The following is a 22,231-nucleotide window of genomic DNA, read 5'->3' as shown; positions in this document are numbered from 1 at the left end:
GGATACGCGCTACAGCAAGGCGCGCAGATCGAATTGGGGATCGGCGGCATGCGCCGGCGTCACCGGCGCGCTGGCCGTGAGCAGCTTGCGAGCGGCAATGTGATCGGCGGGCCGGTTGACCGATTCGACCGCGGCAAGCCGGCCGTTCACGAAGCCATACGCGGAAAATTTCAGACCCGCCTGGTCGCCGCGCAGCACCACCTCGTCGGCCTGATGCATGCCGAGGCCGGCAATCTGCAGCTTGACGCCGCCCTGATCGCTCCAGAACCACGGCACGGCTTCGAAAGCCTGGCTGTGACCGGTCAGGCGTTGCGCGAGATAGCGCGCCTGATCGACGGCGTTCTGCACCGATTCGATCCGGCATTGCCCCGCTGCAAAGCGCGACGGAAAGGCCGCACAGTCGCCGAGTGCGGAGATGGCCGGATCGCTGGTCGCGAGATTTGCATCGACCACGATGCCGTTGGCGGTTTCCAGTTGCGCCTCTTTGGCGAGTTCGACATTCGGAATCACGCCGATACTCACCACCACCAGGTCGGCCTCGTGCACGCGGCCGTCCACGGTCTGCGCACCGACCACGCGTCCGGCCTCGGTGCTGATGTTCTTCACGCCATGGTCGAAGCTGAAGGTCGTGCCGGTCGACTCGTGATGCGCGCGAAACGCGTCGGCTACCGGCGTGCTGACCGCGCGGCTCATCAGATGCGAGCTCGCCTCGATCACGTGCACGGCAACGCCGCGCGCCGCCGCCACCGCGGCAAACTCGAGTCCGAGAAAACCCGCGCCGACGATCAACGCACGTTTTGCATTCAGCAGCGCCTCGCGCAGACGGCGCGCGTCGTCGAGCGTGCGCAAGGTCAGCAAGCCGTCGGTCGCGCTGTTCCAGCCCGGCAGCAGCCGGTTGCGTGCGCCGGTGGCCAGCACCAGATGCTCGTAGTCGAGACGCCGGCCATCGCCGGTCATCACGCAGCGGCGTTCGCGATCGATATGCAGCACGGTCACGCCGAGCATCAGTTCGATAGCACGTTGCGCAAAGAAAGTTTCGGATTGGAACGTGAGTTGCGCCGCATCGCACGTGCCGCTCTGAAATGCCTTCGACAACGGCGGCCGCTGGTACGGCAGGTCGGGCTCTTCGCCCAGCAGCACGACACGTTTCGTGTAACCCGCATCGCGCAGCGACACCGCCAGTTGATAGCCGGCCTGCCCCGCACCGACGATCAGGATTCCCGCATCCATATTTCTCGACCTCAAGACGGGTGACGACGTGAGCCAGGCTGCACGTCGCGGCAGACGCCACGCGGCTGCCGGATTCCGGTTCGTTCCGACGCGACGTCGGCGTCTAGTCGTCCAGCGTGATGACCAGCGCCGGACACAGGCGTGCGGCTTCGCGCACTTTCTCGTGCAGTTCCGGCGGCGGGTTTTCCTGCAACACGATGACGAGACCGTCGTCCTCGTTCTGGCTAAAGACTTCGGGGGCGGCGACCACACACAGTCCCGCGCCGATACACTTCGTGGCGTCCACTTTGATTTTCATGCTCGTCTCCAGATGTTATGTTCGCCGGCGCGCACGTTGCGCGCCGGTGGCCTGCTCAGCGATACCGGACGTTCACCACGTCACCGGCAACGCATCGACGCCATACACGAAAGCGTCGTAACGGAATTTGATTTCATCGACCGGCAGCGTCAGGCGCAGCTTCGGCAGTCGCTGGAACAGCGTCGAGAAAACGATCTGCAATTCGGCGCGCGCGAGCGGCTGGCCCAGACACTGATGCACGCCGTAGCTGAATGCGACGTGATGCCGGGCTTCGCGGCGAATGTCGAAAGTGTCGGGATCGGCGAAGGAACCCGGATCGCGGTTCGCCGCCGTGATCAGCGCCAGCACGCCCTCGCCCTTGCGGATCAGCGTGCCGTTCACGTCGACGTCTTCGAGCGCCACGCGCGGGCCGTTGTAGTGAACGATCGTGTGGTACCGCAGCATTTCTTCGATCGCGTTATTCACGAGCGACGGGTCGGCCACCAGGGCATCTTTCTGATCCGGATGCATGAGCAGTGACAGCGTGCCGAGCGCGATCATGTTCGCGGTCGTTTCGTGGCCGCCCATCAGCAGCAGTTCGATGGTGGCGAGCGCCTCTTCGCGCGTCATATGGCCCGGCACCACCTGGCTCGTCACGAGACGGCTGATGAGATCGTCGCGATTGCCGGGCTTCCTGAGCTTTTCCGTAATCAGCCGGTCGAGGTATTCGCGCATCTCCGCACCGGCCTTGATCGGCACTTCCGGGTCGGCGGTCAGGTCGAGCTTTGCCTTGCTACGTTCCTGGAAGAAGTCGCGGTCTTCGTATGGCACGCCGAGAATCCGCGAGATGACGGTGGTCGGCACGGCCAGCGCGAAGTCTTCGAACAGATCGGCGGGCGGCCCTTTCTCGACGAGTTCGTCCAGCAGGACGTCGACCGTCTGCTGCAGTTCACCGCGCATCGCTTCGATGTGGTGAACCATGAACTCCTTGGTCAGCATGCGCCGGTATTTTGTGTGCTCGGGCGCGTCCATGCGGATGATGGTCGGCGGCTTTTCGTTCATCAGCAGCGCGGCGCGCGCCGGTGCGATGAACGGATAGCCCGGCGTGGACGGCACCGTCGAAAACCGGTTGTCGCCGAGAATCGCGCGCACGTCGCCGTACCGGGTCGCAATCCAGGCGAGCGAGCCGTCGGGCATGGTGACCTTCGAGAGGCCTTCTTTCTGGCGGATTTCCGCGTATTCCGGCGGCGGCGCGAACGGACAGCGGCCCATCGGAAAGGCGCCCGAGGATGATGTGTGGTCGTGCATGACTATGTCTCCTGATATCAACTTACGATGCCTGCTGCGCGCAGACCGGCGATGGCGGCAGCATCCAGCTTGAGGCGGGCTTCGAGAATCCGGTCGGTGTGCTCGCCTAGAAGCGGTGGCGCGAGGGGCGGCGCCAGCGTGCTCTCGCGCATCTTCAACGGCGAGTTGACGAGATCGATGCGCCCGGCGGTGGGGTGATCGATTTCGCAGACCATGCCGCGCGCTTTCGATTCGTCCGACCGGAGTGCCTGGAGGACGTCCTGAACGACGCCTGCCGGCACACCTGCGCGACGGAACAGCGGAATCCATTCGTCGCGAGGTCGCGTTTTCAGGCGCTTCGACATCAAGTCGTCGAGCGCGTCGCGATTCGCGCGCCGGCCGTCGTTGTCGACGAACCGCGGATCGGCGGCGAGCGACGGCATGTCGAGCACGTCGGCACAGAAACGCGCGAACTGCGCGTCGCTGCCGACGTGAAACATGAGCGGGCCATCGGCCGCGTGATACATGCCTTGCGGAATGATGTCCGCGTGGCTGTTGCCGAAACGGCCGGGCGCGCGATCCAGCAACAGCGCATTGGCCGCGACCGACGTGTGATTGGCGAGCGTGCAGTCGAACAGCGCGATGTCGATCGCTTCGCCGTGACCGTTGCGCAGGCGCCGCACCATCGCGGCGAGAATCGCCTGGGTCGCATACATGCCGGCCGTGATGTCGCAAATCGGCACGCCTGCTTTCGACGGCTCGCCGTTGGGCTCGCCGGTGATCGACATCAAACCGCTTTCGGCCTGGATGACGGAGTCGTAGCCGGGGCGCTGCGCGCTCGGACCGGTGCGCCCATAACCGCTCACCGAGCAGTAGATGAGCTTCGGGTTTTCCGCGCGCAACGCTTCATAGCCGAGCCCGTAGCGCTCGAGCGCGCCGAGCATGTAGTTTTCGACGAGCACGTCGCTTTCCCGCGCGAGCGCCTTCACGAGCGCCGCGCCTTCCGGCTTCGAGAAGTCGATCGCGATCGACTGCTTGGTGCGGTTGATCGCGAGATAGTAGGTCCGCTCGCCGCCCTGGATCGCCGTGCCCCAGTGCCGGGTCTGATCGCCGCCCTTGGGGTGTTCCACCTTGATCACTTCGGCGCCCAGATCGGCCAGCATCATCGCGCAGAACGGCGCGGCGAGGACGCGCGACAGATCGAGCACGCGCACGCCCTTCAGGGGCGGCTCGTGCCGGCCGAGCGGCGGCAATTGCGCAGCATTAGCCGCAGCCGGATTGGTCGTGTTGGTTGGATCGGTCATGAACCGGCTCACTCGCTGCCGAGCGCTGCGGGCGCCGTGGCTTGCGTCTGGGCGGGCGTAATGCCGAATTCGCGCAGGATTTCTTCGGTGTGCTGGCCCAGCGTGGGCGGCGGACGACGGATCGACGGCGGGGTCTCCGACATCTGGATCGGGTTCGTCACGACCTTGAACTTGCCCGCCTTCGGATGATCGAGTTCCACGACCAGGTCGGCCTGCACGCGCGGATCTTCGAACACCTCCTGGAAATTGAGCACCGGGGAGAACATGGCGTGCGCCTCGCGCAGCTTGTCGTCCCAATGCGCGAGCGACTGCCTGGCGAACGCCTGCGCAAGGCCGGCGTCGACAATGTCGCGATGCGCTAGACGACCGTCCTTGGTCTTCAGACGCGCGTCGTCGAGCAGTTCCGTTGCACCGACCGCCGACGCGAGCACGCGCCAGAATTTGTCGGTATGCGCGATCACCATGATGTGGCGGTCGTCGGAGGTGCGGTACGTGTTGTACGGCACGATTTGCCAGTGCGCATTGCCGATACGCCCCGGAGTTTCGCCGGTCGCGAAGTAGTAGGCGTCGCGCGGAATCATGCTGAAGATGGTCGCGTCGATCATCGACAGATCGACCCGCTGACCGCGCCCGGTCTTGTTGCGCGACTGCACCGCGGCAAGCACGCCAATGGTGGAAAGCAGCGGGGTGATCAGATCCGCGTACGGCATGCCGGTCTTGAGCGGACCGGTGTGCTCGTCGCCGGTCAGTTGCATGATGCCGGACATGGCCTGCACGACCGGGTCCATGCCCGGGCGGTAACTGTCCTCGCCCGTGCGTCCGAATGCCGATGTCGAACAGTAGATGAGCCGCGGATTGAGCGCCGACAGCGTCTCGTAACTGATGCCCAGTTTCTCGGCCACGCCGGGCCGGAAATTTTCCACGACGATGTCCACCTGCTTCGCCATTTCCTGCGCCACCCGCTGACCTTCGGGCGTGGCCAGATCGACGATCACGCTGCGCTTGTTGCGGTTCAGCGTGAGGAAATAGACGGCGTCGTCGCCCAGAAACGTTTCGCCTGTCAGGCGCATCGTGTCGCCAACCGGCGGCTCGACCTTGATCACGTCCGCACCGAAGTCCGCAAGCAGCATCGTGCCGAAGGGGCCGTTCATCATCTGCGTAAAGTCGAGGACCTTCATGCCCTCAAGTGCACTGCTCATCTTCTCCTCCTCCTGTTTTGCGCATGTCCCGATTGCCTGGCGTCGTATCCGGAGCGCCTCGGCGTCTGTTCATCGCAATTTATCATTGGATGAACCTTTGAACAATACTGATCCTTTTGGATTTGACTGTCAAGGATGGGTAAATCCCTGCTGCGGGGCGCCGCAGTTAAGGGCAAAGTGCGTCGAAACAAACCCAAGCCCGCTAGTTATTCGATGGAGGAGACATGAGCACCGACAATCGATATCGCCTGCTGCATCCCAGAACCCGCTTCGCCCTTGCACGCGCCGTGCAGAGTCTGGGCGAGTGGCTTTTCGACGAACTCGCATGGATCGCCGCGGCCTGCCGCATGGCGGATTCGGCAGGATTCGTCGTCGACGAGGAAACCGTGCAGCGCTACCTGGCCATACCGGGGGCGGACGTCACGCCATCGCTGCACCGGAATGGCCGCAACGATGAGCGAAGCGAGGGATTCTGAAATCATGGGTGCAATACAAAAATATTCACGCCCTACATGGGTAGGAACCCGAACTGTATTGATAGTAGTTACACATAAGCGGAGACGTTGATTTGCTGCCAGTCGGGGCGCGCGCTCACGCGGCCAGAGCGCTCGACCTCGACTGGCGAACTTCCTTCGTGCCGGCCTGTTCGATTGCGCCAAAGCTGCGGGACTCGACTCTGCCAGGCGGCCCGGGCACACTGCCATGCGCGCCTCGATTCACTTATTTGGTCTTCGGACCAATAATAATGGTCAAAAGACCAATAAACAAGATAAGTGCGAGCGGGGTAAACGATATGCGCGATACGCCGAATCACCATGCTGCATTGCATCTAAGCGGTTTTTCAGCGATTTGTCAGCACGCGCTTTCGAGGTCGCCGCAGTCTTTACAATTGGTTGTCAGACCAATACTGCACTGCCGCAATCGACGCGTGGTATGCGAGGTGCTGCTGACCGGGATGGGCGCCTAACTGGTAATCGAAGGGATTCGAAGAAATGAAAGACTTGACGATCAGCTCGGAGGACCTGGGCGCAAAGGAAGTCGACCCGCCGACCCGGCGACGCGGCAATCGGACCACCCGTGTACCGGAAATTCTCGAAACCGCCATCCGGGTATTTGCAGCGGAAGGCAACACGGGTTTTACGCAGCGCCGCGTCGCAGCGGCTGCGGGCATTCGTCTCGCTACGCTGCAGCATTATTTCGGTAGCCGCGAGTTGCTGCTCCATTCCACGATCGAGGAGTTGGCCAAACGTTATCTGGAACGGTATCGCGCGCTCGCCACGGACAAGGGCGTGGCGCCCGAGGCGCGGCTCGAAGCGATTCTCGACGAGACCTTCGCGGCGCTGACCGACCCTGAGAACGTCGTCAGTTCGTTCGCACTCGAATGCTGGTGCCTCGCCGAACACATGGAGTCGGTGAGCGACCTGATGGTCCATGTCAGCGGCGAATTCCAGGGCATTTTTAGCGAGCTCGTGGCGCAGATCAACAGCGAGTTGCCACACGATGAATGCCGGCTGCGCGGTTCTCTCATCTATTCGCACTGGCAAGGGCTGATTGTTTTTCTGCGCCGGGCAAAGGGGAATGCGCCTGAGCCGACCGCGTTCCGCGCCGCCACCAAGGTCGTGTGGAAGGCCCTGAGCAACGCGCCGCGCTAAGACAGCGTCGGCTCACGGCGCCTCGCTGGCTGGACCCGGGCACGTCACGTGCTGCTGCCTTTCCCCTGGTACGACACTCATCGTCAATTACACCAGGAGTCAGGATGAAAGTTAAAACATTGATCTGCACCGCCGCACTCGCCGCCATTTGCACCTCACAAGGCGCCTTCGCTCAGGTGGCCGGACTGCAACCGCTCGGCGGCACAGTCGAACAGACCAATGCATTGCTGAAGGGCTGGAGCGTGCGCCGGGCGCTGGTCGACGAGCCGGTCTATAACGACCTGAACGACAAGATCGGCAGCATCTACGACGTGATCATCGCGCCGGATCGCAAGGCCACTTACGCGGTCGTGTCGGTGGGCGGCTTCCTGGGTATGGGCAAGCACTACGTGGCGATTCCGGTCGACCACTTCGAGATTCGCGACGGAAACCTGTTCCTCGCGGGAGCGACGAAAGACGCGCTGAAGTCGGTGCCCGAGTTCGAGTACAACAAGCTGGAAAAGGCGACCAAGCCGCGCAAGGTCAAGGCCGAATAAGCGAATCCAGTCGAAGCGTCCGGGAGCGGCCCTGGGTGATACGGGTCGCCTCGACGCTACTTCAAAGCCTCATTGCAAGCGATCACCGAGCGCCGTCAACACAGCGACGATTTCATCGAACAAAGGTCGGTCGTCGATGTTCTCGCTCAGGCACCGTTCTTTCAACGCCAGCCATTCAGCCGCTACACCGGCCACGGTCGCCGGCCATTCGCAGCGCTCCCCCAGTTCTTCCAGCAAGCATCCGAACGCGCGCACTTCCAGCCTTTGAAGCGCGATACCCTCATGCCCGCCGCCCGCGTAATAGAACGATGCCGCGCCGAAGTCGCCTAGCAGCGCGTGGCCTTCGCCATCGTGCAAGATGTTGTGAGCGTACAGATCGCCATGCAGGATTCCTTGCCGATGCAAGTGGGCCGCCGCGGCGGCAATGCCGATCGCGATTCGCGATGCCGCCAACGATTCGAAGCGTGCGTCTTCGGCGTAAATATCGCGGGTGCAGGACTCCAGACTCGGCGGTCCAGCGAGGTTGCGAAACCGTGGGTCGATCAATTCCATCACCAGCCCGTGCGTGCCCGCCGGATGATCCAGCACTCGCCCTGTCACCGGAATCAGATTCGGATGAGCACCCGCGCGAATGCAGGCGGCCATTTCGCAGTCGGGCAAACCATCGCTGGTTACTGCTCCTTTGAACAACTTGACGGCCACTGCCCGCGCGCTCGTCCTGTCGCAGATTCGCGCGATAGATCACGCCGGACGCACCTTCGCCCAACGGCTGCTCCAGTTGCAACGACTCCCACGCAATGCCCGCGCTCAGCGCATTGCTTTCTAGCGCCGCAGTCTCCAGGCTCTCGCTGAACGGATTGCCCGCCGTCGCAAGCCACGCGAGTCGCGGCAAACGCAGCAACCAGTCGGGCAGCGCATCGAGCCGATTCGCCGCAAGGCGCACCAGTTCCAGCCGCGTGCAGTCCGCCAGTTCAACGGGCAACGCACGCAAGCGGTTACCCGCCAGCATCAGCTTCTGCAATTGCGTACAGCGGCCGATCTCCGCAGGCAGCGCCTCGATTTCGTTATCGGTCAGAATCAGCCAGCGTAGTTGCGGCGGCAACGACGCGCCCGGCACCGTGCGAATGCGGTTCGCCTTGAAGCCGACCATGCTGAGTTGCGCGCATTCGCCCAGCACGGGGGGCAGTTCGGTAAACGGGTTGTTCGAAGCGAACAGAATGCGCAAGCGATGAAGCCGCGGCAGATCGTCGGGCAACGCGGTGAATGCATTGCCCGACAGGTCGAGGACTTCCAGCGTGTCGGCCAGATCGAAAATCTCGCGCGGAAATTCGCGCAGGTCCGCCGCGAGTTTGAGGCGGGTCGCACCGGCCAGTTTGCCGTTGCGCAGTTGCTCGAGTGTCGTCGTCACAGTGGGGGAGAAGCGTCCTTTGCCGGTGCCCATGAATCGAAGCCGTGCATTCTACTGATTCGCGCGAAGCACATCGAATCCGGCACACGGCAACTGTGTGCAAGTGTGCACAAGGCGAAACGTTGTACAGTACCAAACCATCGCGCCTACCGGTCAGGAGCACGCCCTTTGACATACGCATTCCGATTGATGGCCTCGCCAGTGGGCCAGTTGAAACTCGTCGCCCACGGCGACTCTCTCGCGGCCATTCTGTGGGAGCACGACAGGCCGAATCGCGTGCGCCTCGCACCGATGATCGAAGACGGCAACCGCCCCGTGCTCGTCGAAACAAGCCGTCAACTCAACGAATATTTCACCGGCACGCGCCGCGTATTCGATCTGCCGCTCAGCTTCCAGGGCACCGATTTTCAGAAGCAGGTCTGGCAGGCGCTGTTGACGATTCCGTTCGGCCAGACCCGCAGCTATGCGGACATCGCGCGACAGATCGGCAATCTCAATGCCGTGCGCGCGGTGGGCGCGGCGAACGGCCGGAATCCGATCTCCATCGTCGCGCCCTGCCATCGCGTGATCGGCGCGTCGGGCGAGCTGACCGGATTCGCCGGCGGACTCGCCAACAAGATGCTGCTGCTTTCGCTGGAAGCCGGGCAGACGTCGCTCGAAGCCGCACACGCGGCGAGCGAGCCGGCACCGCGCATGAGTGAACCAGCGGTGAGGCTCAGCAAGACTCAACCGTCGCAGCCGTCGAACCCGGAACCTGCGCGAGGCACGCAGGCTTCGCTGTTCGGCAACTAGCAAGACGTAACGACGCGTAGCAACGCGTAGCAACGCGTCGTTCAATACGACTTGTACGGCAGAAATTTGCCGCTCAACACGACCTTGACGCGGTCGCCGTTCGCATTTGGTTCGCGCTGGATATCCATCGAAAAATCGATCGCGCTCATGATGCCGTCGCCGAATTCTTCGTGAATGAGTTCCTTGATCGTGGTGCCATACACGTTGACGATTTCATACCAGCGATAGATCAGCGGATCGGTCGGCACGGCGGTTTGCAAAGAGCCTTTATATGGGACGATCTGCAGCCACGCGGTTTCCTCGTCGGTCAGATCGAACAGCTCGCGCGCCACTGCCGCCTGCTGTGCGGTCAGCGTCATCTGGCCGAGCATCGCCGCGGTCGTCCACTCCTTGCTCTGGCCGATCCGCGTGGCAATCTCGCCCCATGTCATGTTCCCTTTGACCTTGGCCGTGATGATTTTCTCGGTGACGTCGTTGCGATTCATGTTGTGACTCCTGTCGATGCGCCGGCCATGCGCGAAAGTGAGCGCCATGCACGCCATGGTAGCGAGGGAACGCGCCGGTCAAAAATCGGAAGTCCCTGCTTGGTGCGGCAACTCCTGCAGGAGATTCATGAACGCCCGCACCTTCGCGCTCAACAAACGCCGCGAATGGTAGAGCGCCCAGATTTCCACCGCCGGCTTCTCGTCGATACCCCAGCACACCAGCCGCCCAGCCGCGACATCCTGCGCGACCAGCAGTCGCGGCAAACGCGCCACGCCCACCCCGTCGAGCACCGCGTCACGCACCATCAACAAGGAAGAAAACCGCAACACCGGCTGCGGCACGATTTGACGCAACGCGCCTTCGTCTGCCCCCTGCCCGCGCAGCGTCCACACCGCGCCCGGAGCGAGCGCCACTCTGACCACCGCGGGCACCGTCAACACCGCGCCCGCGTTCGCCGATGAATCGGGAACCGCCAGCGTCGGCGCCGCGACGATCATCTGCTCGTCGCTGAGAAGGCGTCGCCCGACAAGCTGTTCGTCCGGCGAGGGGTCGATCCGGATGACGAGGTCGTAACCGTCCTCTACGGGATCGACCACGCGGTCTTCCGCCACCACCTCCAGTTCGACCTGCGGATACGCCAGCGCGAAGCGCGCGGCGAGGCGCCCCAGCACGACGTGCGCGAACACCACCGGGGCACTGACGCGCAAGCGCCCGCGCGGCACCGGGCCGCCCGCAGCCAGCGCTTCTCCGGCCTGCTGGATTTCGGTCATCAGCCCGCGCGTGCGCTCGTGCAGCGCCAGGCCCTCTTCGGTCAGCCGCATTCTGCGCGAACCGCGCTCGATCAGCCGCACGCCCAGTTGTTCTTCGAGCTCGGCCACGCGCCGCGACAACGTAGCCTTCGGCCGCTCCAGCGCGCGGCTGGCCGGCCCGAAGCCGCCGTGCAATGCGACCGCATTGAAGTCCGCCAGCGAAGTCAGATCCATGATCGTTCCATATATGAGACAGGCCGTCTGGATTTTCGCACTTTCGGTCATTCCACGGAACGAATATTCTTTGTCTCACGGGCTGGTTGCAGCCCTCCACCCTCACCTCTCAGGAGCAAGATCATGGCAATCCTCGTAACCGGTAGCACGGGCGTCGTCGGCAAGCAGGTTCTCGACCATTTGAGCGGCAGCGGCGCGGAAGTGCGCGCCCTCACCCGGTCGCCGGAGAAAGCCGAATTTCCCGCCGGCGTCGTCGCGGTTCAGGGCGACCTGTCCGACGTGGACGGTCTGCGCCGCGCAATGACCGGCGTCAGCACCCTCTTCCTGCTCGCGCCGAACGCCGCCGACGAGTTGACCCAGGCGCTGCAAACCCTCAGCGTGGCGCGCGATGCGGGCGTCAAGGGCGTGGTGTATCTGTCCGTCTTCAAAGGCGCGGACTATGTCGACGTTCCGCACTTCACGGGCAAGTACACGGTGGAACGGATGATCGAGCATGACGATCTGCCGGCTACGGTGCTGCGTCCGGCGTACTTCATCCAGAACGATGCGCGCCAGAAAGACCCGCTGCTCACCCATGGCGTGTACGGCATGCCGATCGGCGCGAAGGGGATTTCGATGGTGGATGTCCGCGACATCGGCGACGCTGCGGCCCGCGAGTTGTTGCGTCGCGAACGCGCCGACGCTCCGCTGCCGCGCGAAACGTACGAGCTCGTCGGACCGGACGCGTTGACCGCTGAATCCATCACGTTGATCTGGGCCGAAGCGCTGGGACGTCCGGTGCGTTACGGCGGCGACGATCTCGATCTGCTCGAGCAGCGTCTGAAGGCTGCTGCACCGTCGTGGCTCGCTTACGACATGCGCCTGATGATGCGTCGCTATCAGCAGGACGGCGCAGTGGCCTCGCCGCAAGAGATTGCGCGGCTTGCCACGCTGCTGGGTCGGCAGCCGCGTTCGTATCGCGAGTTCGCAACCGCAATGGCGGCGGCGTGGACGAAGGCATAAGCGCATAAGAACAGCAATGCGGCCAATGCCCGGCAACCCTCGACGGATTGCCGGGCAGCAGGACTTCTTCATCGCATCACGAAACGAGGCTTACGAGTCCCGCTCCCGATTCAACGGCACGCGCGCGGGGCCGCCCACGCCGTTGAAGATCAGATCGCCATTGGGCGCGTACTGGAGAATCGCGTACGCGCCGTTGCCGCGATTATCGAAGCCGAACGAAATGCGCTGCACGGTCTCGCCGGTATCCCAGTCGAGACCGGTCACCTCCCAACCGGTGTCGGCGTAATAACCGTTCACGAAGACGATGCCCGATGCGGTGCTGACACTCGGCACCATGCTGATCGACACGATATCGCCGCGCGACCAGACCGGCTCCCAGCGATGCTCGCATGGATCCCACTCGAAGCGTTCGCAGCCGCGGCCCGGCTCGTTCACCGGTCCGAGCGCCAGCACGTCGACCAGCTTGTCCTCTTCGCCCTTCTTGGCGATGTTGTTGACGACGAACGCGCCATAGCCATGCACGACGACCGACTGCTCGCTCTGGATGAAATCCGACCGCTCGTTCAGACCCGCGAACACCTGAATATGGCCGGCAATCCGCGCGGACGAAGCGCCTTGCAACGCGGTCCAGTCGTCGGGAATCTCGTCGCGCCAGAATGCCACCAGCTTCATGTGATTGGCGCCGTCGGTGATGACGACCAGGCGGTCTTCATCATCGTCGAAGCCCATCAGGGTCGGCGTGGAACCGGTGCCGGTGCCGATCTTCACCGTAGGCGGCTGTTGGCCCGAATCGTACCGGACTTTCCACGCACCGTCGTCCTCGTCGTCCGACAGCTTCGAGCCCGTCCAGACAAGCTTGCGCATGTACTTGTCGGAAGCGATGTAAATGCCGTTGTCCTCGTCGATCGCAAACGAGTTGGTGACGAGCTCGTCGTCGAAGCGGAAGGTTTGCGGTTCCCCCTCGAGATTGCGCTCGAATACGCTGAGCGTCTGGTTCGAGGCGACCACCAGTTTGCCGTCGTAGGTCATGCCGGTGCCCGTCATCAGATTGCCCTCGCCGATGGCTTCGCGCATGTCGACCGTCTTCACGAGCTGGATGCCGGCCGCCGGATCGTCCTCGTCGACCAGCGCGAACTCGCTTAGCGAGCCGTCCGCGGTGTTGTAGAACGCGTGGTTGTCGCGGTCGACCACCACGTAGACGCCGTTGCCCATGCGTACCCAGTCGAGTCCGTATCCGTCGAATACCGCATGCTCGACCTGCTCCGCCGTCGTGAAGCGTTCATCGAGAATGTTTTCCTGCAACTCGTTGGGAATCGCCTTCTGGCCGGGCGCGACGATGCGGGCCACTTCGCGAAAGCCGTCGTTCGACACGTCCACGTAGGTGAAGCCTTCGCTGGACGCGGCCCACATGTAGTCGGGCGACGTCGAGGCGAGCGTGATGATGTTCACCGGTCCACGGATCACGCGCGCCATCTGCTTGAGATCGACCTGCAGCGTCACGCGCGGCACCTCGTAGGGAAAGCTGTCGGTCTGGGCCGGATCGAAGTGCGTCACCGCATAGTGCCTCGCGGCGAGATAGCGGTTGCGCGCCGACTTCTGGACGCGGGTGCCCTGATCGTCGTCGTCATCGTCGTCGCACTCGAACAGGGGTGCATTGGATACCAAACTGATTTTCTGTTGCATGATGTGGTTCTCCCTGGGGATGAGACACCGGATTAAAAACGAGGCGTCCAGCTGGACGACCCGGAAAGCGGAAGCTTTCGTCGCGTAATCTGCGCGCCGTCACACCGTGCTGGAATAGATCAGTTTTATTTTTGTTCACGGGTGCGACAACGGCATTCGATCGATCGCGGCTTTTTTGGGGCGCAGACAGGAATTCACATCAAGTCCCGTGCGAATTTCCGTGACCGATCAGGCCAGGATCACGCACCGCGCCAGATCGACACACCGCACCGCGCCGGCACTTGCAAGGCACCCAAACGTGCGGCCCGCGTATTGCTGCTATCGGCCCACACTCACTTTCTCGAGGACGAACATGGAAAAACGGGCACTCATCATTGGCGCAAGCGGCATCGTCGGCAGCAATCTGGCTGACCAGTTGCGCGCGAACGGCTGGAACGTCGCGGGTCTGTCACGCGGACGCGGTGCGGTTTCGCCGGACATCGAACCGATTACCGCGGACCTGACCTCGGCCGACTCGGTGAACGACGCGCTAAAAGCGCAGCGTTTTACACACGTGTTCTTCACCGCATGGGCGCGGCAGGCCACCGAGAAGGAAAACATCCGCGTGAACGGCGCGATGGTGCGTCACGTCATGGACGCCGTGGGCCCATCGGGCACGCTCGAACATGCGGCGCTCGTCACGGGACTCAAGCACTATCTCGGACCGTTCGAAGCGTACGCAACCGGCGCGGTGCCCATCACGCCGTTCCGTGAAGAACAGGGCCGTCAGCCGGTCGACAATTTTTATTACGAGCAGGAAGACCGTCTGTTCGAAGCCGCGCAGCGTTACGGGTTGAGCTGGAGCGTACATCGCCCGCATACGATCATCGGCTATGCGTTGGGCAATGCGATGAACATGGGCGTGACACTCGCCGTGTATGCGACGCTGTGCAAGCAGACCGGCCAGCCGTTCGTTTTTCCGGGCTCGGGCGCGCAATGGGAAAGTCTCACCGACATGACCGACGCGCGACTGCTCGCCCGTCATCTGGAATGGGCGGCGAGCGCGGCGAATGCGCGCAACGAAGACTTCAACGTGGTGAACGGCGACGTGTTCCGCTGGAAGTGGATGTGGTCGCGTCTTGCCGATTACTTCGGCGTCGAAGCCGTGCCGTTCGACGGCACGGTGCGACCGCTGGAAGGACGCATGCAGGATGCGGGCAAAGCATGGGCGGAGATTGCCGCGCGCTTCGGTTTGAAAGAGGCGGATATCGGCAAGCTCGCCTCGTGGTGGCATACCGACGCCGATCTCGGCCGGCCGATGGAAGTCGTCACCGATATGACGAAAAGCCGCAAGGCCGGCTTCCTCGATTATCAGAGCACGCCGGATGCGTTCTTTGCACTGTTCGACCGGCTGAAGGCCGAGCGCATCATCGCGCCTTGATACCCAGGCAAACCGCCTAGCGTGTGCGATTGAACAGCGGCGAAGCATGGCTCGCCGCTGCGAGCTCCGCGGCGGCCGCCAGCAAGGTCGAACCGAGACTCGCCATGCGTTTTTCGTCGAGTCGAACCAGCGGACCGGCAATGCTGATCACGCCGAGCGCCGGATAGCCGCGCCGCTGCACAGGCGCGGCCATGGCCGTCATGCCCGGCGCGAACACTTCGTTGATGGTCGCGTAGCCGCGTTCCCGCGCGGCATGCACGAAACCGAGCAATCCGTTGATGGTGGTCGGCGCGTTCGGACCGAATTGCTTCGGCTGGCCGAAGCCCTGGCGCGACACGAGTTCGAGCGCACGCTCGTCGCTTAGCGTCATCATCCAGGCATAGCCGGTAGCGCTGCACGACAGCGTCGTGTCCATGCCCATGTCCGGGTCGTATCGCAATCCCTTCAGCGCACCTTGCGCCTTCGCGACGAAAGTCAGACGGTCGCCGTCGACGATGGACAGCCGCACCAGTTCGCCCGAACGCTCGGCGAGCCGGTCGAGCATGGTCTGCGCAATATCGACGATGCCCGAGGTCGCGAGAAATCCCAGCCCGAGTCCGACGAGTTTGGTGGTAAGCACGTAGTCGCCATGCTCGCGCAACTGCCGCACGTACCCACACGTTTTCAGATCGACCAGCAGCCGATGACACGCACTGCGGGGAATGTCGAGCTCGGCGGCGATCATGGCGAGCGGCGTGCCCTCCATCTGCGTGGCGAGAAATTCGAGGACAGCGAGCGTGCGCTCCGTGACGCCGGGCATGAGAGTCTCCGTGGATTGTCGAGTCGTCGTGCAACGACCGAAGCCGCCGCACGCCGCGCAGTGTTGCACATTACGGAATCGAATTCCACCTTGGAATGGTGTCCCACCTAGCGGTGCTACATTCGCCGCACGGTAAAGCGATCAAGCTAAAACCTGACGCGCTTTCCGAAAACCCCGATCAAAAAACACAGACAAACCTAGACAACTCAGACACGAGAGCGGGAGCGGCAAACCGGCTTCGAGCGGCGCGCTGTCATCCCGAACGGCAAAGGGACAAGGAGACAAGATGATTCAGGATGCCCAGACAGGCACGAACCCGGCGATGCGCACACGGGCCGTCACGGCCGCGGCGATCGGCACCGCACTCGAGTGGTTCGATTTCACGCTATACGGCGCACTGGCCGCCACGGTATTACCCAAACTGTTTTTCCCTTCGATGGACTCCACCTCCGCGCTGCTCGCGTCGCTCGCGACCTTCGGCGTCGGGCTCGCGGCCCGCCCGCTCGGCGCGATCATCTGCGGACATCTGGGCGACAAGCTTGGCCGTCGCAACCTCATGCTCGGCACCGTCACCGTAATGGGCCTCGCGTCGATGCTGATGGGCCTGCTGCCGACCTATGCCAGCATCGGCGTGTGGGCGCCGGTGCTGCTCGTGCTGCTGCGCATCCTGCAAGGCTTCGCGCTGGGCGGCGAATCGACCGGCGCGCAGTTGATGGCCATCGAGCACGCAAGCCCCGACCGTCGCGGCAAATACTCGGGCCTGCTCGGCCTGTGTTCGCCGCTCAGCCAGATCATGGCAAACGGGGTACTCCTGCTGCTCTCCAGCGCGATGTCGACCGAAGCATTCGATTCCTACGGCTGGCGCATTCCCTTCGTGCTGAGCTTCATTCTCGTGATTGTCGGCGTGTATATCCGGCTGCGAGTGAGCGAGACGCCGTCGTTCGTCGCGCTGCAAAAAACCGAGGTCGTGCACGTGGGCAGCCCGTTACGCGATGCGCTTCGCCTGCACTGGCGTGTCGTGCTGCGCTGGATGCTGTTCTTCTGCGGACCGGCCGCGATTTTTTATCTGATCGTCGTGTTCTCGCTGAGCTACATCACCAAGACGCTGGCGATTCCGAAGCAAACCGGTTTCCTGCTGCTGATGGGCGCGAACGTCTGTGCCATCGTCGGCGCACTGGCGGGCGGCATGCTGAGCGACCGGATCGGCCGCAAGAAAGCGCTGGCGATCGGCTCCATCGCGACACTGCTGATGCTGTTCGTGTACTTCCAGATTCTCGACACCAAAAGCTTCCTGCCGATGGTGGCGGCGATGGGCTTCTTCCTCGGCTTCACGCAGTTCCAGAGCGGCATTCAACCGGTGGCGTTCGCCGAAGCATTCCCGACCAACGTGCGCTACTCCGGCTCGGCACTCGCTTATACGGGTGCCAATCTGATCGCCGGCGGTCCCATGCCGGTGCTGGCCGTGTGGCTCTTTTCCGTCTGCAATGGCTCGCCCTGGGGCGTGGTCGCGGTCTGCGTGGTGTTCAACGTGATCTCGCTCGTGATGATTCTCACGGCGCGCGAAACGCTCGGCATCGACATGAACCGGACCGACTCGACCGCGGCCGTGACCGGCGACGCCGATCTGGCGACGGCAGGCGTGGGCAACGGTCACCGGCTGTGATCGCAACCGTTACATCGCAACATCGAATTCTGCAAACAGGCGACATCACCCATGACTGACCTCGTATATGTACTGAACGGCTCGAACCTCAACATGCTGGGCAAGCGCGAGCCGCACCTCTACGGCACCACCACGCTCGCGCAGATCCAGCAGCAGGTGGAAGCGCTCGCAGTCAGACTCGAACTGCGCTGCGAGTTTCGCCAGACCAACAGCGAGGCGACGCTGGTCGACTGGTTGCAGGAGGCCTTCGAGCGCGACGCCGCGGTGATCATCAACCCGGCCGGTTTTTCGTTCGCGTCGGTGCCGGTGCTCGACGCGGTCAAGCTGATCGAACGGCCGTTGATCGAGTTGCATATCACCAACATTCACCAACGCGACGAGACCTATCGTCATTCGCTGATCTCGCGCGCCGCCACCGGGGTGATCTGCGGGTTGGGCGCGAACGGTTATCTGGTCGCGCTGCAAGCCATGGCGATGGCGCTGGGCAAAAGCGCGGGGTTCTGACGGGCTTGCATCACCAGAACGCTTCAAGACGTTGTTCAGGCCGTGCCTTTTCTGTAGGCGCGGCTTTTTTTTGGCCGGAACACCGGCCAGGATAATGGCGGATAAGGGGAAACCCGTATAATTTTCCCTCTAGAGGTCAGACAACTAGAAGATATAGTCATCGAGACCCGGCCCGCGCCGCCTTGCCAAGCCCTCATTCCCAAGCCCGTGAATTCGACCGCCTCCGCCTCCCTGCCTTTCCGAAACGCCCTCTTCGCGATGCTCGGCATCGGTCTCGTCAACATGCTGGTCGCGCTGGATCAGACCGTCGTCAGCACCGCGCTGCCTTCGATCGTCGCGGAACTGCACGGCTTCGAGTACTACGCATGGATCGCGAGCGCGTATCTGCTGGCGTCGGTGGTCACGGTGCCGGTGTTCGGGCGGCTCGGCGACTACTTCGGCCGCAAGCGCTTCGTGATCGCCGCGGTCATCACCTTCACGGTCGCCTCCGTGCTCTGCGGTCTGGCCAACGACATGCTGCTTCTCGTCATCGCGCGGGGCCTGCAAGGGGTCGGCGGCGGCATGATGGTCGGCACCGCGTTCGCTTCGATCCCAGACCTCTTTCCCGACGCGCGGACCCGGGTTCGCTGGCAGGTAATACTCGCCGCCGCCTACGGTATCGGCACGGCGGCCGGTCCGTCGCTCGGCGGCTGGATGAGCGAACACTGGGGCTGGCGCTCCACCTTCCTGATCAATCTGCCGGTGGGCGCGGCGGCGCTCTACTTCGTGTGGGTGCATCTGCCGACTTTCAGGCGGCCGCAGCAAGGCGAGATCAAGATCGACTGGCTCGGGGCGTTTCTGGTCGCCGCGGTGCTCGGTTCTTTGCAGACCCTGATCGAAGCGGTGCCGAAGAGCGGTCTGAGCGCCGGCAATCTGGTGCTCGCGGTCTGCGTGGTGGCAGGCGCGGTCGCGTTGCTGATCTGCGAAAAACGCGCGACTCACCCGATGATTCCGCTCGACCTGTTCAAGGACTCGCAACTCGTCACGCTATTCACGCTCGGCTTTCTGTCGGGCTTCGTGATGTTCTCGCTGATTTTCTTCGCGCCCTTGCTGCTGCAGGGCGGCTTCGGTCTGTCGCCGCAACAGGCCGGTCTGCTGGCGACGCCCATCGCCGCGTGTATCGCGCTCGGCAGCGTGGTGAACACGCGCATCGTGATTCACCTGAAAAAGCCCACGCGCATTCTCTCGATCGGTTTTGCGCTGCTGCTGTGCGCGTCGATCGCGCTGGCGTTCGCCAATCCGGGCACGCCCACGCTGTGGATCGAATTGCCGATGGGCGCAGTCGGTATCGGCCTGGGATTCATTCTCAACAATCTGAATGTGTTCGGTCAGGAGATTGCGGGACGCGAACGGTTCGGCATCACGACGGCGCTGCTGCAGTCCACCCGCATGGTGGGCGGCATGCTCGGCACGAGCATCGTGGCAACGGTCGTGCAGCATCACTACCGCGACGTGGTCACGCGGACCATGAGCGTAGTCGGCGAACCGGCGGCGTCGCAATGGCGGCCGCGCTTCGTCGATATGCAGATTCTGATCGACGAGGCGGCGCGGCTCAAGCTGATCGCCGATATGAAAGCGACCGGGCTCAATACCGCCGCGTTGATCGACACGGCGCGCGACGCGCTGGTGCAGTCGATTCACATCGGCGTGTGGTTGACGGCGGTCGCGGCACTGGTCGCCGCGTTGCTGGTGCAGCGGATTTCACACGTGGTGTTCCGCCGCAGCTGAGCTTGAGCTTGAGCCTGCGCCTGCGCGGAGCGGACTGGAAGCGGGACTAGCGCACGAGACACGGCCGCTTGTTATCGAACTTCCAGTCCGGAATCAGATACTGCATCGCCGCGCCGTCGTCGCGCGCGCCCAGCCCGTGCTGCCGGTACAGCGCGTGCGCTTTCTCCAGTTCGTCCCAATCCAGTTCCACGCCGAGACCCGCGGCCTGCGGTACCTTCACTTTGCCGCCGACGATCTGCAACGGATCGCGGGTCAGACGCTGGCCGTCCTGCCAGATCCAGTGCGTGTCGATCGCGGTGATTTTGCCGGGCGCGGCGGCTGCGACTTGCGTGAACATCGCCAGCGAAATGTCGAAGTGGTTGTTCGAATGCGAGCCCCACGTGAGCCCCCAGTCGTGACACATCTGCGCGACCCGCACCGACCCCTGCATGGTCCAGAAGTGCGGATCGGCCAGCGGGATATCGACGGCCTGCAACTGGATGGCGTGACCCATCTGCCGCCAGTCGGTCGCGATCATGTTGGTCGCCGTCGGCAGGCCGGTCGCGCGTCGAAACTCGGCCATTACCTCGCGACCGGAGTAGCCGTTTTCCGCGCCGCACGGGTCTTCCGCGTAGGCGAGCACGTCGTGCTGGTCGCGGCACAGACGCACCGCTTCCGCGAGCGACCAGGCGCCGTTCGGATCGAGCGTGATGCGCGCGTCGGGGAAACGTTCGGCCAGCGCCGTGACGGCCTCGATCTCGGCGTCGCCCGCCAGCACGCCGCCCTTGAGCTTGAAGTCGTTAAAGCCGTAGCGCGCCTGCGCGGCCTCGGCGAGACGGACGACGGCCTCGGGCGTCAGCGCCTTCTCCGTGCGCAGGCGGTCCCAGTCGTCGTGGCCTTCCGCGCCGCTGGCGTACGGCAGATCGGTAGCGTTGCGGTCGCCGACATAGAACAGGTAGCCGAGCATCGCCACTTCGTCGCGTTGCTGACCTTCTCCGAGCAGCGCCGCGACGGGCACGTTCAGATGCTGCCCGAGCAGATCGAGTAGCGCGGATTCCAGCGCGGTCACGGCGTGGATGGTCGTGCGCAGGTCGAAGGTCTGCAGCCCGCGGCCGCCGGCGTCGCGGTCGGCAAAAGCCGTGCGCGCCTGGTTCAGGATGGCGTGCAGATTGCCGATCGACTGGCCGACCACGAGCGGCCGGGCGTCGTCGATAGTCTGGCGGATGCTCTCGCCGCCCGGCACTTCGCCGACGCCGGTATGGCCGGCGCTATCGCGCATAATCACGACGTTGCGGGTGAAGAACGGGCCGTGGGCGCCGCTCAGGTTCAGCAACATGCTGTCGCGACCCGCGACGGGAACAACGCGCAATTCGGTGACGACAGGCATGGCGCTGGGCGGGACGGCGGGACTGGGCATTTGGAAAATCCGATCTTCGTTGAGATAAGTTGTCTGACGACATTTTATAAGCGCAAAGAAGGTCGCCCACCCGGAATTACCCTGCGGTTCTTGCCCAAAAAGCGCTTGCAATAGATAAGACGTCGTATAACGCCCATCGCTTGCCGTCATGCCAACATTCATTCCTGCGAACCGGCCCAACATCCGCACGGCCGCCAACCCCTTCAAATTTCACGATGTGCAATGAACGCGCGCCTCGTAAAAAATCATGGTGCGTGGCACAAATCCGTTATTTCGCAATGCCGTGACTCGTTCCACATCGCAAAATTAAAATTATAAGATGTTGTTTTTAAAAGAGAAATTAACTTCGAAAGAAGCATCTAACAGCGCTTTTCGCGACCAGGCGCTGACGTAGACTCTTTTACAAGAGCCGGCGCTTCAGAGTGTGCAAAACGAAGCCTCCCGGCACCGCGGTTTTTAAATGGTAATTGGGAGACTCAAAATGAAAGGCTTTCGATACGGTTCGACTCAGGGTGCTTTCTACATCTTGCCGGGCGAGGATGGCTGGGCAGCCACCTACGGCAACGAGACACTCGGCGAGTTTTCCAGCCCGCAGCAAGCGGCTGACGAAGTGGCGCGCGGACTCAGCCTGAACTGCCCGCATCTGTCCGAAACCGATACGTCGATGCTCGACGTGCCCGAGCAACTCAGCGACTGGGAAATCGTCCACGTTTAACGTGGGACGGTGACGACGAAGGGTGATAGACCGCATGCACGCAGCAGACCCGGAAGTAGAAACGACGATGGCGCCCGAAGGCGCCATCGTCGTACTTACCGTCTGTTTTGCGAACTGGGCAGCCAATC

At 63.1% G+C, this 22,231-nt stretch carries 20 protein-coding genes and 1 pseudogene; 10 read left to right on the top strand and 11 right to left on the bottom strand.

The window, feature by feature from the left end:
* Positions 1-9: 9 nt before the first annotated feature.
* From FQ746_RS04710 to FQ746_RS04690, 5 genes are all read right to left on the bottom strand, one after another.
* Positions 10-1,230, bottom strand: coding sequence for an NAD(P)/FAD-dependent oxidoreductase (locus FQ746_RS04710; protein ID WP_144107757.1), 1,221 nt, complete (start codon positions 1,228-1,230; stop codon positions 10-12).
* Positions 1,231-1,333: 103 nt separating this feature from the next.
* A complete protein-coding gene (locus tag FQ746_RS04705; RefSeq protein ID WP_144107756.1) occupies positions 1,334-1,528 on the bottom strand; it encodes a ferredoxin in 195 nt (64 codons plus the stop codon).
* Between the two features lie 72 nt (positions 1,529-1,600).
* Positions 1,601-2,815, bottom strand: coding sequence for a cytochrome P450 (locus tag FQ746_RS04700; protein ID WP_260853891.1), 1,215 nt, complete (start codon positions 2,813-2,815; stop codon positions 1,601-1,603).
* Positions 2,816-2,832: 17 nt separating this feature from the next.
* On the bottom strand, positions 2,833-4,098 hold the full coding sequence (locus tag FQ746_RS04695; RefSeq protein ID WP_144107755.1) for a CaiB/BaiF CoA transferase family protein: 1,266 nt from the start codon (positions 4,096-4,098) through the stop codon (positions 2,833-2,835).
* A gap of 8 nt (positions 4,099-4,106) precedes the next feature.
* Positions 4,107-5,297, bottom strand: coding sequence for a CaiB/BaiF CoA transferase family protein (locus tag FQ746_RS04690; RefSeq protein WP_144107754.1), 1,191 nt, complete (start codon positions 5,295-5,297; stop codon positions 4,107-4,109).
* Between the two features lie 224 nt (positions 5,298-5,521).
* Here FQ746_RS04690 and FQ746_RS04685 point away from each other — a divergent pair, with 224 nt between their 5' ends.
* From FQ746_RS04685 to FQ746_RS04675, 3 genes are all read left to right on the top strand, one after another.
* Positions 5,522-5,773 carry a hypothetical protein gene (locus tag FQ746_RS04685; protein WP_144107753.1) on the top strand — a complete coding sequence of 84 codons (252 nt, stop codon included), beginning with the start codon at positions 5,522-5,524 and terminating at the stop codon, positions 5,771-5,773.
* Positions 5,774-6,289: 516 nt separating this feature from the next.
* Positions 6,290-6,949, top strand: coding sequence for a TetR/AcrR family transcriptional regulator (locus tag FQ746_RS04680; protein ID WP_144107752.1), 660 nt, complete (start codon positions 6,290-6,292; stop codon positions 6,947-6,949).
* Positions 6,950-7,053: 104 nt separating this feature from the next.
* Positions 7,054-7,485, top strand: coding sequence for a PRC-barrel domain-containing protein (locus FQ746_RS04675; RefSeq protein WP_144107751.1), 432 nt, complete (start codon positions 7,054-7,056; stop codon positions 7,483-7,485).
* Between the two features lie 69 nt (positions 7,486-7,554).
* Here the strand turns inward: FQ746_RS04675 and FQ746_RS04670 are convergent.
* Positions 7,555-8,893 (bottom strand): annotated as a pseudogene (locus FQ746_RS04670) (leucine-rich repeat-containing protein kinase family protein).
* A 168-nt stretch (positions 8,894-9,061) separates the two neighbouring features.
* Between FQ746_RS04670 and FQ746_RS04665 the strand changes: the two are divergent.
* On the top strand, positions 9,062-9,685 hold the full coding sequence (locus tag FQ746_RS04665; RefSeq protein ID WP_144107750.1) for a methylated-DNA--[protein]-cysteine S-methyltransferase: 624 nt from the start codon (positions 9,062-9,064) through the stop codon (positions 9,683-9,685).
* A 41-nt stretch (positions 9,686-9,726) separates the two neighbouring features.
* Here the strand turns inward: FQ746_RS04665 and cynS are convergent, their stop codons facing one another.
* Together cynS and FQ746_RS04655 are read right to left on the bottom strand one after the other, a co-directional pair.
* A complete protein-coding gene (gene cynS, locus FQ746_RS04660; protein ID WP_144107749.1) occupies positions 9,727-10,170 on the bottom strand; it encodes a cyanase in 444 nt (147 codons plus the stop codon).
* A 78-nt stretch (positions 10,171-10,248) separates the two neighbouring features.
* The gene (locus tag FQ746_RS04655) at positions 10,249-11,154 is read right to left on the bottom strand and encodes a LysR family transcriptional regulator (protein WP_144107748.1); all 906 of its coding nucleotides are present in this window, start codon (positions 11,152-11,154) and stop codon (positions 10,249-10,251) included.
* A 123-nt stretch (positions 11,155-11,277) separates the two neighbouring features.
* Here FQ746_RS04655 and FQ746_RS04650 point away from each other — a divergent pair, with 123 nt between their 5' ends.
* Complete coding sequence (locus tag FQ746_RS04650; protein WP_144107747.1) at positions 11,278-12,156, top strand: NmrA/HSCARG family protein; 879 nt, start codon at positions 11,278-11,280, stop codon at positions 12,154-12,156.
* Between the two features lie 90 nt (positions 12,157-12,246).
* On the opposite strand, the gene FQ746_RS04645 is transcribed toward FQ746_RS04650, so the two are convergent.
* Positions 12,247-13,839, bottom strand: a complete 1,593-nt coding sequence (locus tag FQ746_RS04645) for a hypothetical protein (protein WP_222105849.1) — start codon at positions 13,837-13,839, stop codon at positions 12,247-12,249.
* A gap of 352 nt (positions 13,840-14,191) precedes the next feature.
* Here FQ746_RS04645 and FQ746_RS04640 point away from each other — a divergent pair, with 352 nt between their 5' ends.
* Positions 14,192-15,259, top strand: coding sequence for an SDR family oxidoreductase (locus FQ746_RS04640; protein WP_144107746.1), 1,068 nt, complete (start codon positions 14,192-14,194; stop codon positions 15,257-15,259).
* Positions 15,260-15,275: 16 nt separating this feature from the next.
* Here FQ746_RS04640 and FQ746_RS04635 read toward each other — a convergent pair whose 3' ends face one another.
* Positions 15,276-16,058, bottom strand: a complete 783-nt coding sequence (locus tag FQ746_RS04635; protein ID WP_144107745.1) for an IclR family transcriptional regulator — start codon at positions 16,056-16,058, stop codon at positions 15,276-15,278.
* Between the two features lie 286 nt (positions 16,059-16,344).
* Between FQ746_RS04635 and FQ746_RS04630 the strand changes: the two genes are divergently transcribed.
* The 3 genes from FQ746_RS04630 to FQ746_RS04620 all read left to right on the top strand — a co-directional run bounded on the left by FQ746_RS04630 (position 16,345) and on the right by FQ746_RS04620 (position 19,992).
* Positions 16,345-17,721 carry an MFS transporter gene (locus tag FQ746_RS04630; protein ID WP_144107744.1) on the top strand — a complete coding sequence of 459 codons (1,377 nt, stop codon included), beginning with the start codon at positions 16,345-16,347 and terminating at the stop codon, positions 17,719-17,721.
* Positions 17,722-17,772: 51 nt separating this feature from the next.
* Entirely contained in the window at positions 17,773-18,225 is a 453-nt protein-coding gene (locus FQ746_RS04625; RefSeq protein ID WP_144107743.1) for a type II 3-dehydroquinate dehydratase, read from the top strand.
* A gap of 258 nt (positions 18,226-18,483) precedes the next feature.
* Positions 18,484-19,992, top strand: a complete 1,509-nt coding sequence (locus FQ746_RS04620; protein WP_144107742.1) for an MFS transporter — start codon at positions 18,484-18,486, stop codon at positions 19,990-19,992.
* A 46-nt stretch (positions 19,993-20,038) separates the two neighbouring features.
* Here FQ746_RS04620 and gudD read toward each other — a convergent pair whose 3' ends face one another.
* On the bottom strand, positions 20,039-21,388 hold the full coding sequence (gene gudD / locus FQ746_RS04615; protein WP_144107741.1) for a glucarate dehydratase: 1,350 nt from the start codon (positions 21,386-21,388) through the stop codon (positions 20,039-20,041).
* A gap of 481 nt (positions 21,389-21,869) precedes the next feature.
* Between gudD and FQ746_RS04610 the strand changes: the two genes are divergently transcribed.
* Positions 21,870-22,103 (top strand): hypothetical protein, encoded by a 234-nt coding sequence (locus tag FQ746_RS04610; RefSeq protein WP_144107740.1) that lies wholly within the window; start codon positions 21,870-21,872, stop codon positions 22,101-22,103.
* Positions 22,104-22,231 lie beyond the last annotated feature (128 nt).

This window comes from Paraburkholderia sp. BCC1886 (assembly GCF_900996245.1).
GTDB lineage: Bacteria > Pseudomonadota > Gammaproteobacteria > Burkholderiales > Burkholderiaceae > Paraburkholderia.
Note: the sequence above shows the minus strand (reverse complement) of the source record. Positions and strands in the feature narration are given on the sequence as shown.